Source organism: Paenibacillus sp. EB106-05-06-XG162, from assembly GCF_058791655.1.
In genome coordinates this window covers 1108214-1123753 of record NZ_JBYTDT010000001.1, presented here as the reverse complement: position 1 = coordinate 1123753, position 15540 = coordinate 1108214, and the positions used below count along the sequence as shown (strand labels likewise).

General features: G+C 44.3%; 10 protein-coding genes. 1 reads left to right on the top strand and 9 read right to left on the bottom strand.

Annotated elements, in window-relative coordinates; translation table 11 throughout:
• Nucleotides 1–113: 113 nt before the first annotated feature.
• Nucleotides 114–1037 carry a helix-turn-helix domain-containing protein gene (locus AC3WU2_RS04905; RefSeq protein ID WP_492451791.1) on the bottom strand — a complete coding sequence of 308 codons (924 nt, stop codon included), beginning with the start codon at nt 1035–1037 and terminating at the stop codon, nt 114–116.
• Nucleotides 1038–1178: 141 nt separating this feature from the next.
• Between AC3WU2_RS04905 and AC3WU2_RS04900 the strand changes: the two genes are divergently transcribed.
• On the top strand, nt 1179–2222 hold the full coding sequence (locus AC3WU2_RS04900) for a glycoside hydrolase family 88/105 protein (RefSeq protein WP_492451789.1): 1044 nt from the start codon (nt 1179–1181) through the stop codon (nt 2220–2222).
• Nucleotides 2223–2296: 74 nt separating this feature from the next.
• Here AC3WU2_RS04900 and AC3WU2_RS04895 read toward each other — a convergent pair whose 3' ends face one another.
• The 8 genes from AC3WU2_RS04895 to AC3WU2_RS04860 all read right to left on the bottom strand — a co-directional run bounded on the left by AC3WU2_RS04895 (nt 2297) and on the right by AC3WU2_RS04860 (nt 15364).
• On the bottom strand, nt 2297–4042 hold the full coding sequence (locus AC3WU2_RS04895; RefSeq protein ID WP_492451787.1) for a DUF8769 domain-containing protein: 1746 nt from the start codon (nt 4040–4042) through the stop codon (nt 2297–2299).
• Nucleotides 4039–7365 (bottom strand): sugar-binding protein, encoded by a 3327-nt coding sequence (locus tag AC3WU2_RS04890; protein ID WP_492451785.1) that lies wholly within the window; start codon nt 7363–7365, stop codon nt 4039–4041. Before AC3WU2_RS04890 ends, AC3WU2_RS04895 begins: the two co-directional genes overlap by 4 nt.
• Nucleotides 7366–7447: 82 nt before the next feature.
• A complete protein-coding gene (locus tag AC3WU2_RS04885) occupies nt 7448–9064 on the bottom strand; it encodes an extracellular solute-binding protein (RefSeq protein WP_492451783.1) in 1617 nt (538 codons plus the stop codon).
• A gap of 72 nt (nt 9065–9136) precedes the next feature.
• Nucleotides 9137–10033 (bottom strand): carbohydrate ABC transporter permease, encoded by an 897-nt coding sequence (locus AC3WU2_RS04880; RefSeq protein ID WP_379346336.1) that lies wholly within the window; start codon nt 10031–10033, stop codon nt 9137–9139.
• 3 nt (nt 10034–10036) lie between these two features.
• On the bottom strand, nt 10037–10957 hold the full coding sequence (locus AC3WU2_RS04875; protein WP_492451781.1) for an ABC transporter permease: 921 nt from the start codon (nt 10955–10957) through the stop codon (nt 10037–10039).
• A 211-nt stretch (nt 10958–11168) separates the two neighbouring features.
• Nucleotides 11169–13499: a cache domain-containing protein gene (locus AC3WU2_RS04870; RefSeq protein WP_492451779.1), complete on the bottom strand. Its 2331-nt coding sequence runs from the start codon at nt 13497–13499 to the stop codon at nt 11169–11171.
• Nucleotides 13500–13556: 57 nt separating this feature from the next.
• The gene (locus AC3WU2_RS04865) at nt 13557–14576 is read right to left on the bottom strand and encodes a LacI family DNA-binding transcriptional regulator (protein WP_492451777.1); all 1020 of its coding nucleotides are present in this window, start codon (nt 14574–14576) and stop codon (nt 13557–13559) included.
• Complete coding sequence (locus AC3WU2_RS04860; protein ID WP_492451775.1) at nt 14564–15364, bottom strand: phytanoyl-CoA dioxygenase family protein; 801 nt, start codon at nt 15362–15364, stop codon at nt 14564–14566. The genes AC3WU2_RS04865 and AC3WU2_RS04860 overlap by 13 nt, the downstream gene beginning before the upstream one ends.
• Between the last annotated feature and the right edge of the window lie 176 nt (nt 15365–15540).

Here is a 15540-nt window from a genome sequence, read left to right as displayed (position 1 = left end):
TAAAGAGTTTGAAACCAAAAAAATCATAACACATTATTTTCCAATAGAGTCATTAAAATACTCATCTCTTCCTTAAAAATACTCATGCTTCTCGGTGACAATTCGACTTTATATCACTCTCTTTTAGTTGATGGAGGATTAGGCAAGATTACGGAAGTATGTAGGGTGCGATAGCGACTTGGCGTCATACCGGTTAACCGTTTAAATGTGTTGCAAAAGTGAGAAACATCTTGGAAACCAACGTCCCCTGCAATTTCTATTATAGGTAGATCCGTTTCTTGTAAAAGATCTTTGGCCTTCATCATTCGAATCGAGACCAGGAACTCATTCATTGTGACTCCTGTATATTGCTTAAATATTCGAAAGAAATAGGAACGTGACACATGGAAATGTCCACATAATTTCTCCGCGCTGAGAGACTCATCGTAATGCTCTATCATATAGCTGAGCATACCTTCGACCATATGTTTCTCTGCATCGTTTCGAACTTGGACGCCTTCCGGAGATATATTCTGATAACGGCCTAGCTGTGCAAACAGTTGTAAGAGCAGACTTTTAACAATGATCGGATAACAAGGCTGTTTCCTCTTCGTTTCCCATTCTAATTGAGCTAGTATTTCCTGCAATCGCAATATTTGCTGGGTATTTAAATGAGAATGAATTGAATCATTTTCTCGATCCGGAAGCCATTGTCTAATCGTCATCCAACATTCTTGATCTTCTACAACCAATTGTTCTAAATAACTCCTTTCTACCGCTAGGATATAACGATGAAAGGGGGCATTCTGATGTGGTCTAGATCGATGTAAAGCCATTGGCTTAATAACGGTGAACGTCCCCGCTCCCAGTACATGCATCCGTTCACCAACGATAAAGTGGCCCTCACCTTGTACACATAGATAAAGCTCATAACCACGATGGGAGTGAAACGTTGGCTGCTCTAAGCTTGTTGTTCGATACACGCAATGAACCGGGAAATCCATGAGTGTTGCATTCGTTAATTCATCCTCTACAGATACAATTCTCAGCTTCTCCATCTCCAAAGTTAGGTCCCCCTTCCACATTTAAAATTATTAAAGACAATATCCCAAGCCAAAAAGACGATCGGCCAAGATTCACTTCACCTTGCATTGTATATTCAATGTATACATTCTCACGTTTATGGAGGAGTGAATCGAATGCCAAAACCAATTTCTCACGATTCTCTGCGACATACTGCAGACCAAGTTTATCGCTATATGGTATCAGATCACACAGGCAATTGGGGAATGGATATTCAGCGTTGGGACTGGGTTCCTGGCGTAGGTGTCATTGCAATCCTGTCTTATTATGAGAATACGCGCGATGCGGGAGTTCTCGATTATCTAATCAAATGGGCACGCACAAATATGCCAACGTCGGAACAAGCAATCGTTATCAATGCTGTGGCCCCCTTTGCCATTTTTCCCACACTTTATGAATACACACACGATCCCTTATTTCTAGAGGAATCCCTGCGCGTCGGACAATGGATACTTACAGAAGCCCCACGTACGCGTGAAGGAGCTTTCGAGCATACCGTCACTGAAAATGTCAGCTTTCCTGAGCAGGTATGGGCCGATACGATCTTTATGGCTGTACTCTTCTTAGCTCGTCTCGCACGAGTCACGGGAGATGATTCCTACGCTATTGAAGCTGTTAGGCAGGTGGAGCTTCACTTGGAATTACTAGAAGATAAAGAAACCTGTGTCATGTTTCATGGATGGAATTGTATAGCGCAAGATCACATGTCCGCAGCACGTTGGACTCGGGCGAACGCTTGGATCGCCGTGGGCACACCAATGATCATGCAAGAGCTGGAAGGCATTGCAACCCTATCCCAAGAAGCAATGAAACGCTACCGCGCCATGATGCATGGATTGATTCACTTTCAACAAGCTAACGGTCTATGGGCCACGGTGATGGATCGACCCGACTTCTATCCAGAAACATCGGGCAGTGCTGGAATTGCCTGTGGCATGCTAAAGGCTATTCACCAAGAGTTAATAGACAACGCTTATGAGGATTCTGCCTTTCGGGCACTGAAGGCCATTGTGCAAAAGGTACTTCCAAGCGGAGTAGTAACGGATGTTTCTGGAGGTACGCCGGTGATGCCTTCCATTGAAGCCTATCATGAGATTCCTTGCCATCCTACGCTGTATGGGCAGGGGCTTGTTCTCATGTTATTCTCTGAGCTTCTATGAGTCATAAAGAATCAAATGATTTGGAGAGCCCCCATGCAAACGCCATGGAGGCTCTTTTATCATGCCTAGATTTTTTAGACAGGATGGATATCATTCGGTTTAACTGCGATAGATATCTCATGTGGTAAACGATTCCACCGATTTGTTTCAACTCGTGCTGTGACATGACCGGCCTCTTCAATGACCGATATATCTGGCAAATTCTCTACCACTTCTCCAATCGCTAATGAGAATAAAAAGGCGGCTCGATTTAACGCATGGAAGTCCATTGTTCTTCGCTCACCTGCATATATAACAAAATCCAACCCAATACGTTGTTCCAGTGCTGTCACTTCCCAATTCCAGCCTCGTTGCTCGCCGCCGCTATCCATAGCCAGAAGTTCGTCGAAAGCAGCATATACGTTATCAACTCGTAATGGTAATCCGTTGATCTCTACTTCTGCTGTCGCCCCTTCCACTACAATGTGCACACCATCTAAACAACCTCCGAATTCCATCCGAAGCCGGAAATCCGATGCCTCTATACAACCCTCAATACGATCCAAACCCGGATGAGTATCTCCGCCATTCGTCAGAAATCGTACACCAAGTAGAAGATGGCCCTCTTCCTCCGCAACGCTGAGTACCCCCGAACAGTAATCATAACCATCATGTAAGCAGCGCATCTGCAAATACGTAGCTGCCCCGTTATTCTCGAAATAAGCGACGAGACCCCGTGTTTGATTCCACATAATTTCATTTTTGAAAAACCCGATCGTATAACGTGGTGTCATCCTCGTTTTCGCCCATTTCACGAATCCCGTATCTTCATTACGATAGTAGGGCTGCTCAAGCACCTTCGTATTTGCGCTGCTCATGAACAGATTCAAGTAACCATCCGGACATCGGCAACCACTGCCATACCACTCCGCATCATATTCAAGGTCATCATTGGAGAAAAAGAACAACCTATTATCCGTAGCGATTTGTAAGAATGATCTTATTTTATTGTTCAGAAGTGTACTATAACTACGGCTATGCGGACCGGCCCATTGCTGGGAGTTAGGGTGATAATGCTCTGCTACCATGTGCCAACCGATGTCTAACAGATCATTCGCAATTTCCTTGGCCCGTGAGTTCATGGCATACGTATAGATTTTGGACAACTCGACGATGGCGATGACAGAATAATGTGGACTGTTAAATTCCTGGAAGGTCCTTAGACGTTCTGTATATTGCTTCAACTTTTCTAATCGCTGTAATGCATAATCCTCATAGTCCTTCCTACGATACAGTTCTCCGGCGATCAATGTCACAAATGCCCCCATAATCGAAATATTCGTATAATGAGGTCCCATATCCCGTCTTATGATGGCATCACAAGCACAGCTTATTCCTTCACGGATCTGTTCTCTCAGGTCTTCAGGCAACCGATGACCGTGAAGCAAGGCTGCAAGCACAAGCTCTTTCCCACAAAAGTCAGCCCAGTTCCAGTCAGGTGGAGACATTTGTGTAAGCGGCTCTTCATAGAACCATGGCCATATGCCGTAGGTATCTCGATCTGGGTCACGATCTTGCAGCGTAAGAACGCTCTGAATGATATCACAAGCCCTCTGCACATATTCAGGAGATCCCGTATTTAACAAACCCACGGCATATAACAACGATGGATGTGTCGGATGAACGAGAGGATAGTCATCGAAGGTTAATGTTGTATGATATCCTGGCGTGTGCAAGGGTCGAAGCAGCATATGAACCAGCGGATCGTAGTCCTTTTCTTGTGAAATGACTTTTCGCAATAAAAACTCTTTATGATCGATAGATTGTCTATACAGGCTCATTCTTGACTCCTCTCCTTCACTTTACAAGGAATAATGCTATTCGCATTCTGCAGTTGAATGGGTTTGAATAACGAGGATTGCTTACTTGCACCAATACCACTCCCCCACTCCACATACCCTTTACGACCATTCCCATCGTTCTCATTGACGACAATCGACAGACTCAGGATCCCATCACTCGGAACTATTGGCGCCAAGTCGCTCCATGGGAGTGCTAGCTGGTATATCGTATTCTTTGCCGCCTCGTCTCTCGTTACTTGCAAGTTAGGACTAATGATAGATCCCGGCTCAACGCCCTGCGGGGCCATCCACCGATAGAGCTCTGGTCCTTGTGATGTCAAGGCCATGCCATACTCATACCACTGCATATTCTCTCCCGGCATCCCTGCCGATACAGCGAACTGGATGCTATCCCCTGCCCAGATATCTCCACCTTGCTTCGGCTGTGAATACACATCGTCATGTACACTCGCTGTCATGTATAGATGATCATTATCATACGTAGCCCACACCGTGCCACTGAGATCCTCGGGACCGTTATAGGAGCCTATTCTCGAATGAACGTCCGTAATTAGATCAATTCCCGCGACATCCTGTAAATCATCTAATGAGTGAACCGTTCGAAATACGAGCGGAACTCTAGATTCAGGCGGAACAAGCTTAACACTCCCATCACTTTGCAATACCGCCCCATCTTTCATATACAGCTTAAATTGATAGGATTGCAGTGTTCCCTCTGTTATTCCAGTCAAAGGGAAGTCTATTGTATGAACGGTATTTCCAGGAATTACGACGTTATAAGCTTCCGAACCCGTAGTTGACCCAACGCTCCAATCGATCCGTTTCAAATGACGTTTGGTAGGTCGTTCATTCACAAACGTTATTTCCATCACATCAGCACCATTCTTCACCACATGCTTCGATGATACTTTCTCGGCCTGTTGGATCTGTGTGGTACCAGATAACCCTGCGAACACTCCATTCGTGGATCGAACCGTTGCGGTCGCCATTTTACTGCCAATCTGTTCAACCCCCGGAAACTGAGCGATGTAATCTCCGGGTGCATGGATGGAAATTTCTTTCGTTACACCTTGAAAATTCACCTGAGCGGTAAGTTCTCCTTCTTGCCCGAGGTCATTGACATGCAGCGTAACCGTCACGGGGTCATTCGCAAATGAGAACGTGCTAGTCAGGGATAACGGACTGCTTTGAATAATGCTGCCCATGTCTCCTTGAACAAACAGGGGCTCTCCTGTCAATGTTAGGTATATTTTCCCCTGTACCGGTGTATAGGTGGTCTTCCTCCCCATCATATCCGTCACCGTAAGCGGAACTAGTGTATTCAAGGTGACATCTTTTTTGTCCAAGGACCATAAGACATGAATGCGGTCGTTATTTTTGTCGAATTCATAGTGATATAGTCCATTTGTTACATCTTGACTTACAGCATTCGCATCCGATAGCTGCCTAGTAAGTGTAGCAAGAGCAACATAGGCCGGTTTAGGGGTATAAGATCCCAATGCATCACCCGTATTGTGGATGATTCCGAAATTATGTTCATTGTTAAGCTTATCCGTTCCACTATCCATCAAGTTGTACCAGAATACTTTCTCTACACCAGCAGCGATACTCAGCACATAGGTACGAATCAAATAAGCAGCCTGTGTATTCTCATCCACACCCGTTGGGTTCAAATGCGTTGGCCAACCAACCTCCGAGAACCACAGAGGGATGGTCTTCCCGTTATGATGATCTCGCACAAGCTGATTCAAGCTGTCAATCTCTTCGATCAACCCTTCGGGTGTTTGCGGATAGCGGTAGGGATGGACAGAAAGCGAATCCATATAATCCAGACCACCGAGCTCAAATACGTCTTTCAGCCAGTCTGCAGGAATTCCTGCTGTCGCTCCACCAACGACGTTCAGATCTGGACGAATCGATTTCGATGCTTCATACCCTTTCTTTAGCAGATTAAAGTAGATATCCGCTCTTGAGGCTGCAGGACCGTTGCCACCGAAATAGGGCAAGTTGAACTCATTCCATAGTTCTCCCGACTTGATCTGATTGCCGAACTTCCCAAGCATGGCCTTTACATAGTTCGCATATGCGGTATGCGCTTCATCTGTATAGGGTGTTTTGCCTTCATCATAATATTTATTACTGAACGCGAAGACGAGGAATGGATCAATATTGAACGCTTTGAAATATTGCATCGGAAGGGTGAACTTCGGAGAAAACGTGTATTGTCCTTTATTGACTTCTACTTCTGACCAATAGAAGGAGTCTCGTACGTTTTTGGTGCCAGCATATTTAAGAAGCGGAATGGATTCTTTATTCCAATTGATACCGTAATGGGTTTGAATGCCAAATGGAGACTTCGTCACACCAGATAGATCGAAATCGGGAAGAATGGCAAATGTCGTTTCTGTTGTCTTGACTAAGGCTTCTGCTTGATACGCTTCTACCTTCAATCTATAGTATCCCTCTACAGACATCGGAAGGTTTAGCCGAAGTTTGCTTCCGGTGACTGGAACGGTTCCCGAAGATATCGGCTCCCCCCACGCATTTTGCGTACTCCAATGAATCACATTACCTGTGGTGAGGATGTCAAAAGCGGCTAATCGATCACCTGCAAAGACGTTTCCAACTTGTACCTGAGCAATTGCCAGATCAGGGGTTTCGACCTTCACTCGAATATCATCTAACCAGATCGAACCCATCGTTTTCCCTGATTTCATCGATGCTTTGGTCAGTTTGTAATACATTTTCTTTAACGGGCCATGCCACACACCATCGTTGCTCCCGCCCCACTTCGTATAATTGATCCCCGATGTAAAGGAGCTTACCGTCACTTTTTGCCACTCCGCTGTTGGATCCAATAGGATCGTTTGTTGATGATTCTGATTCGAATTGTCGACCAATATCAGATCGAACTTCGCCATATCCGCTGTCTTCACCCAAAAGCTAAGTTCCAGCGCGTTCGTAGGGAGAACACGTTTAAATAAATACTTCTCTAAAGAGACATAGCTGTTCGTATACGTTGATTTGCTACTGAAATCTAACTGCAGCTTCCCCGAAGAACTCCCCGTGTGAAAGTTCGCAGAGTCAAGGCTGAATTCACCGTTGCCAAGCGCACCCCCACTACCGATCAAGAAATCCCAAGCTTCGTCAGTACTTTCGAAATCACCTACGGTCAATTCAGGAGAATTATCATCTGCATAGGTTGTAGATTCGGGGGTTCTCATTTGGAAAGAGGCAAAGAATAAGGAAAATAGGAGAATAAACACCGTTGAACTGGCAAGGATAGGCTTCCATCTGACCATGTATATCACTCCTTTGGTATAAGAAGTCTTGTGCTGGAGGATGGATCCCAGCCTAATCCTTAGAATCCATCCTCGCTTAAGATTACTTTTTTAATTGTAAGAATTCTTTATTTTTCTCATACCATTCTTGCGCTAGCTTCTCTACATTCTCACCACCAAGGCGTTTCCATTCCTCGCGAACCTGCTTCATTCCTTCTTCAGGACTTAATGCATTTCCACCTGTCACGACCTTGACTTCAATTTGTGTTGCAATCGGGGCAAACGTAGCAATAAGCTGACTCACTTCAGGAAGATCTGGGCTAAACGCGATATCTCTTCGATATTCATTCTTAAGCGCTACTTCTAATGCCTTAGATTTAGCAAGAGCGATTTCTTGGGAGAGTGCATCTTGTGCCGCCATGATGGGAATCCATTCCGGCTTGGTATTCCATTGACTCAGAATAGCATATTCGTTCGCGTAGGCTACTTCCTGACGATATTTGTCTGAATCCAGCCTTTGCGGAACTTTACCATCCACCAGCTTATAATGGACATTCTCCTCACCGAACTTCATAGACATCCAGCCCTTTTCCAACATCCAATCCAGGAATTTAACCGCTGTTTCAATTCGATCCTTATCCATGTTGCTATTGAATGCGACCAACACATTGGAAGGCAATTCTTGATATAGACCATTTTTACCATATTTACTGGCTACAGACTCTAGCGGAGTGAACTTGGCGTCAGGAACATTCGCCTTAAGATCACGCATTTCATTATCCATACTCCAATTCCCGAAATAGATCCCTGCCTTCCCCGTCGTCCATAGTTGACGTGCATGTTGGAAGTTACTATCCGTGATATACTCTTTATCAATCAGTCCTTGGTCAAATAATGATTTCTGGAATGCAAGTGAATCCGTAAAACGATCTAACGTTCTGCCGTATTTCATTTGGCCATCTTCCAAGTACCATTGGTTCTCATTCGTGAAGAAGAACGCACGCATAATTTGGACCGCGTTACCGTTAAATACGATAGGTACAGTATCCTTTTGACCATTCCCATCCGGGTCTGCGTCTTTGAACTTCTTAGCTACCTCGATCAATTCTTCCACCGTTGTTGGTGCTTTCAATTGCAGCTTATCCAGCCAATCCTGCCGAATCCACATGCCATTATTGGCAATCGATTCAATACTTCGTTCACTTGTAACCGCATACATTTTTCCATTAATCGTCATCGCTGATTTTAACTGAGGGTGTTCCTCTAAATATTTCTTCAAGGTCATACTATATTGTTCGATATAACTATCAATGGGCTGGATCGCACCCTGATTTGCCAATTGAGCGATATAATTCCGATCGTATTCCCAGATCAGATCGGGTGCGCTTCCGGATGCAATAAGTGTGCTTAGTTTCTGTTGTGCTTGCCCTCGGTCAACCGGAATCCATTTCACGGTAGCAGGTGAATTCTCATCGATCCATTTGGTCCAACGATTGCTCTCATAGCTTCCTTCTTCCGTAGGCACACTCCCTCGATCAAAGGCTGAAATACTGATTTCTTTCTTCGTTTCTGTTGACTTCGTATCTACCGTTGTAGCTGCGGGAGTCGTTTTTTCAGGTGATTCCGAAGGTTTCACTGATGTGGTATTACTACTACAAGCTGCCAACACCATGACACATAAACTCACCACTAGAACCGATTTCCACATACGCTTCGACATTCTCAATCTTCTCATCCCCTTTTCAAGTCGTAGTCCTTACGAAATATATCAGGAACCTAGGTTCCGATGATATCATCCTTTCACGGAACCGATTAACACACCTTTGACAAAATGCTTCTGCAAAATCGGATACACAATGAGAATCGGAGTAACCGCAATCACGATTGCCGCGGCTTTGATCCCTTCCGGTGTTAGCATGACTTGATCGACTCCTTCACTTCCAGAGCCACTATTCAAAAGACTCTGATTCACTTGTAGAATCATCTGATAGAGCTTAAGGGTTAATGTCTGCAGGCTACTCTTCGTAATATATAGCAACACGTTGAAATAGGAATTCCACCAACTTACGGCATAAAACAAGGAAAGCGCAGCCATAATGGGTTTACATAAAGGCAAAATAATCTGTACCAGAATCCGCCAGTCTCCCGCTCCGTCAATCGCAGCTGATTCCTCTATTTCTTCGGGTAAACCTTCCATAAAACTTTTCATGACGAACATATTATAGGTACTGAGGAGTGCCGGCAACCATAAGGACCAATAAGAATTCATGAGTCCCAGCGATTTCACGAGTATAAAATTGGGTATGACACCTGATGTGAACAACATGGTGAAAATGATAAACATAAGTAGGTAATTACGACCTTTAAGCCTTTTTCTGGATAGCGGATAAGCTGCTAATGTCGTTAATACCATATTCAACAGCGTCCCTACAAGGGTTACGACGATCGTATTCCCCATCGAGACGAAGAGTTGACCATCATCAAATAATCGTAGATATGCCCGTGTGTTAAACTCAACGGGCCACAAAGATACTTCACCTGCCGTTATCGCCCTACTACTGCTAAATGAAGAAACGATGACATACCACAACGGATATAAGGCTGCGAGTGAAAAGATACCCAGCATGGTATAATTAGCAGTCGTCCCTACACGAGACCAGACAGATTGGATGTTATTCCGAATGCTCATGGGTTACCAGAGCCCCCTTTCCCCGAACGCTCGGGTTAACCGATTGACACCGACGACCAGAATTAAGCTAATTAGGGATTGGAACAAGCCTAATGCGGTCGTATAGCTATAATTCATATTTTGCAGACCGACTCGATAGACGTAGGTACTGATCACATCGGCCACATCCAATACGGACTGATTCTGTAAGATGAGTGTCTGCTCTAATCCGACATCGAGCATACTGCCCATTCGTAGAACGAGAAGGATGGCAACCGTACTTCGAATTCCTGGAAGCGTAATATGCCAAATCTGGCGGAGTTTACTCGCTCCATCCATCTTAGCTGCCTCGTAGAGCTGAGGATCAATCGAAGCCATAGCTGCTAAATAGAGAATGGTACCCCAGCCAGCTTCACGCCAAATCCCGGACAACGTGTATGCAACAGGCCACCATCTCGAATCTGCCATAAAGTAAATCGGTTCCATACCGAATACATGCTCAAGGACCGTATTCACGACACCTGTACTCGGGGAAAGAAGCGCGATGAAAATCCCCCCCAAGACGACCCATGATATAAAATGGGGTAAATAGAGCAAGTTCTGTACGGTCCTCTTGTACCATTCTTTACGTACTTCATGAAGTAGAAGAGCTAATACAATCGGTACCGGAAAGCCAAAGACAAGACTGTATACATTCAGTACCAACGTATTCCTTAGAACTCGCCAGAAATCAATACTTCCGAATAAACTCTCGAAATGTTTGAATCCCACCCATTTGCTCCCGAATATTCCATCTCCCAAGCGATAATCTTTAAACGCGATTACCTCGCCGATCATTGGAGCATATTTGAATATGAGATAAAACAAGATCACAGGCAGCAGCATCAAGTACAAGTGTCGATCGCGTAAGAATCGATGACGGAAAGTGGAACGTTGATCCTCCATCTGGTTCATCCTTTCGTTTGTGGCTAAATCGATCCTACCGTGAGATCAAATGATTGGAAATAGACACGTTCTGAACACGATCACTATTCTTGCAAATTGGACAGTCACCATTCTTATACTGGGTTCAATTCTTGTGATATGGGACAAAAAAACATGTACAAGTTAATCCCTCACATGAAAAAGGATTATGTCCTATACATGTCTTATAAGTTCAATCGCATTCAAGACTCAATTCATTCGAATTCTCCATCTGTAACTGGGTGCGGTACTCTAATGGGGTCATCCCTGTATACTTTTTAAATATCCGAATGAAGCTGCGCGCATTCTGATAACCAACGGCTTCAGCAATTTCGTTTACTTTCATATCCGTACCCGCTAAGTGTTTCTGGGAGGCATTTATTCGTATACCAATGAGATAATCAATAAAGTTGCTTTCCGTGTATTCCTTAAATTGTTTACTAATATAGGTCGAACTCAAATGGAATTCTTGTGCAAGCCTATCCAGAGAAAGATCGTTCTCATGGAAATGGTCTCCGATATAGATGAGGATGCGTTCAATGGTATCGTTACTTCCTCTTTGACTTCGCTTGACTTTGATTTTGGAAGACATCTCCTCCAGGAATAGGAAGACGAATCTTTCCAACTCTTTCAAGTTCCCGCTACGGTTGATTCGCTCATACATACTCTCCAGTTGGCTCATGGATTCATTCAGATCGATCCCGGTGGAACTAACAGACTGCACCGACTTGACGATGAGATCAAAAGAAAGCTGACGTATTAGATCAGGGGATACATTTCGATCCATGGCCTCACGAAAAGTTTCTTGTACATACGCTTCTAACTTCACCGAATCGGTAAGTTTCAGTGCATCCGTAATACGATCCGCCATACGTAAGAGTCGATAATAATCTTGACTATCCAGGGGTTGCAGTTCTTCAATCGAGATGACAGCGTGTGGACCGAATACGATTTTGTAATGAAGTGCCTTTTGTGATTCGTCATACGACTTGGGAATATCCTTCATCTCACGATAACCACGACCTACGCCGACCGTCACGACCAGATTGAATTGCTTCTTCATCTTATCGAGGATAAGCTCCATGATCGCAAGCGCACGCATATGATTCTGCTCCGCATTCCCTTCAGCAAAACTAAATATGACTGCTGCACGCCCTCCTCCTACATCAATCGCCATGCCTGCGTTCTCACTATTGATCAATTCCTCTGCTACATTACAGAATACATACGTGTATAGCGTTTCATCCGGCGTTCTTAAGTCCATCCCCTCTTTGCTGATCTCTGCCGTACAGACAAGATATCTTTCTGGAAATAAATGAACACCTACGAACTCCAAATGGTGTAGGACGGCCCAATAATCCGTTCGATAGCCGAGAAGCATGTCCATCATAACTCTCCACTTCATAACCGGTTTCGAGTCCCTGACGTGTTGCTCAAGATGTTCCCGATCCAGCAATAGCTGATCAAATACGCTTTCTAGATAGGTAAGTCCTGTATCCCTATGTTCCTGTGCATGGGTGAAATGATAGGTTCCCGATATTTTACCAATCAATTGATGAAGCGGTTTAAAAGTCCAACGACTCACGTAGAAGAGTACGATCAGTACAAGAAAAATCATACTTACAGCTAGTACAATCAGCAGATTGCGTGTCACCCTGAGCGGCTCATAGATTTGTGACTCCGGCATAATACTGATCAATTTCCAACCTGTATAATTGGAGTCACGGTAGAATATCGATTGACGAACACCATCGAGCTCACCGGTGTAGGTGCCGCTGCCTTTCCTAGAAAGTACGCTTTTGAGATGAGGAAGTTCTTTGATATTACGGTAGATTTGCGTCTTATCATCGTGGGTTACAATATTCCCATCGCTATCGATAATAAATAGATGGCCAATTTTACGATCTTCGTATACCGCATTCACCATATCGTAGATGACCTTTTCATTGATGTTGACCGCTACCATTCCCTTGCGATACTCGGGACTACTGATCGTCGGATAGGGTCTCACCAACGTAATGACGTCTTTGTTCGCGTTACCGTCCGAGATCTGATGTGTCGTTAACCATTTCAAATAAACGGGCATATCCAAATAATCGCCCAACCAATTATGAATCAAAGGTGTATCCTTTATATAAGCTTTATCTGTCAACAAGTGGCCGCTTACCGCTGAATATACAAAAATTGATGAGAACTGGGGGTTCGTATTTATGAAATCTCTCAACTTTGTGTTTAATCCATAAAAATTGCTATACTTCTGGCCATCATCCCTATAACTATCGTACATAAAATAAACGAACTCGAGATCATTCATTAGTGTTAGCAGATCTTTCTCTGTCTGACGAAAAGTCACTTCAATTTTTTGGTCCACTTGTTTCAATAAGGCAAGGTTCGTATCATTCAAATCATTCTCTAGCTTACCTACCGTTCCTGTGTAAGATAACCCGAATGTCAGCGTGATGATCACTAAAAAAACGGTCCCATAGATCAACATCACTTTCGTCGATAGGCTGAACTTCATCATCTGTATACCTCCGTCAGTATCAAGCATCTATTTAATAGATATGCTAGTATTCCCCTTTCATTCATTCAAATGGGTTGATCCTCTGACGATAAGGTTACCTGAAAGGAGAATTGGATCTGCTTCGATGCCATTCATTCGGTCAAGCAACATCTTCATCGCCGCTTCTCCTGCTAGCTGACGGGGATAGTCGATAACGGTTAGCGGTGGTGAACATTGCGATGACATCAAGATATTCTCGCAGCCCGCAATGGCTAACTCTTGAGGTACCCGGATATTTCGTTCACGACATGCGGCTAGACATCCTGCAGCCATTAAATCGTTGGCGCATACGATAGCCGTGAAGTCTGTATGGACTCCCTCTACGAAGTCAAGTAATCGACCAAGCACCTCTTGCGCCTGTTCGAATCGACCTGAGCCATCCAGATATCTGGATACAGCTGCATCAGTATCTAGCCCTTCAAGCCGCATCACTTCGCAAAAAGCGTGATATCGAACGGCGTAATGAAGGTTTTGTCCCCCCTGAGACATAAAGGCGATTCGTTCATGCCCTTGCTGTCGTAAGTGAGAGATAAGGTTCCTCATTGCAGGCAGCCATTCCATGTCAACATAAGGAACATCGTTCTTTCCCCCCCAAGTTGAAGGCTGCATCACGGATACAATAGGGATCTCGAGCGAATTGAAATACTCGAATGTCTCTTGGCTAAAGCATGGGCCTAGTAGCAGAACCCCGTCTACCCGGCCCATGAGTAAACCTCGCAACTCTTCTTCTCGGTTCGGATCGTACGTCTGCACGAATACGAAATATCCATGCTGCTTGGCAGTCGCTTCGATGTGAAGCAACAAGCCTGCCTCGAACGGATTGCCGATATAATGAATCAGCACGGCAATTTGCTGTGATATCTTCGTCTTCAGGCTCCGCGCTGTCTGGTTTGGGCGATAGCCCAACTCTCGAATCGCTTCTTGTACCCTTCGCATGGTTTCTTCCTTCACGATTTTACGACCATTGAGCACATAGGAGACAACGGCTACGGATACACCGGCACGATCTGCTACTTCCTGTCTTGTTACCATGACCATTCTTTCAATGGCACCATCGAGTCGTCAGGTACATAATAGTTAAACGGATTATCACTAATGCTACCTAGCAGCTGCTTGCGAATGGGGCTCGCATCCTTCAGCAGTCGTTCCGATGGAACTTTATAATCAATAGGTCGCATCCAAATGGGGCTATATCCGAGAAACAATTGACGTCTGGTTTCCGTTGAATGGTTCGGTGCTCCTGAATGCCATAAATTCTGTGGGAAAATAAATACATCTCCTGGATCACCGCAAATTTGAATTTCATCCGTCAGTGTTTCTCTCACATTGTCCGATTCAGGTCGGTATGCTCGGTTATGCGATTTCGGGATAATCTTCGTATTCCCACGGCTCGGTTCGGACATATCGCTTAGGATATAGCAGACTTTAATATAGTAAGTCGCTGTAAGACCTCCGATCTTTGGAAACTGAGGATGCGGTCCGTCTTGATGCCAGTTTATAAAGCTATTCGTCGCTGTCTGAACATCCCCAGGATTAGGCTTCCGAACGGTCAGGTGAGAGATATGCAATTGAATATTATATCCGAGCAATTGAACGATAAGAGGTAGCACCGAAGGTTCATCGATTAATGAGGCAATTTCGTCATGACGTTCTACACTGTTATACACATTGTATGAAAGTGATTCAGGTTCTTCATCCAATATTACGTCTACAGCAGCATTTAACCGTCTTACCTTATCTTCGCTCAATACACCCTTAAGCAACAGATAACCCTCATCATTAAACTTCTGGATCCATTCAGAATTAAATGATTTAATCGTTGTCAATTTGCATTCCTCCTGATTCAAATGGTTTTCAGAAAAATTTACTCGTGTAAATTTGATTTATTATTACTATATTTTTCCAATGCTTGTCCTGTCAACATATTGGACTGCAAACAAAAAAAGCCTACAAGAGTCACAATTTATGCTCGTGTAGGCCTAAAGTATATGTTTTTTTAAAA

Bases quoted from the DNA above. Each gene is read 5' to 3' on its own strand.
- AC3WU2_RS04870 (WP_492451779.1), bottom strand. From the start codon at position 13,499: ATGATGAAGTTCAGCCTATCGACGAAAGTGATGTTGATCTATGGGACC.
- AC3WU2_RS04905 (WP_492451791.1), bottom strand. From the start codon at position 1,037: ATGGAGAAGCTGAGAATTGTATCTGTAGAGGATGAATTAACGAATGCA.
- AC3WU2_RS04875 (WP_492451781.1), bottom strand. From the start codon at position 10,957: ATGGAGGATCAACGTTCCACTTTCCGTCATCGATTCTTACGCGATCGA.
- AC3WU2_RS04900 (WP_492451789.1), top strand. From the start codon at position 1,179: ATGCCAAAACCAATTTCTCACGATTCTCTGCGACATACTGCAGACCAA.
- AC3WU2_RS04895 (WP_492451787.1), bottom strand. From the start codon at position 4,042: ATGAGCCTGTATAGACAATCTATCGATCATAAAGAGTTTTTATTGCGA.
- AC3WU2_RS04890 (WP_492451785.1), bottom strand. From the start codon at position 7,365: ATGGTCAGATGGAAGCCTATCCTTGCCAGTTCAACGGTGTTTATTCTC.
- AC3WU2_RS04885 (WP_492451783.1), bottom strand. From the start codon at position 9,064: ATGTCGAAGCGTATGTGGAAATCGGTTCTAGTGGTGAGTTTATGTGTC.
- AC3WU2_RS04865 (WP_492451777.1), bottom strand. From the start codon at position 14,576: ATGGTCATGGTAACAAGACAGGAAGTAGCAGATCGTGCCGGTGTATCC.
- AC3WU2_RS04880 (WP_379346336.1), bottom strand. From the start codon at position 10,033: ATGAGCATTCGGAATAACATCCAATCTGTCTGGTCTCGTGTAGGGACG.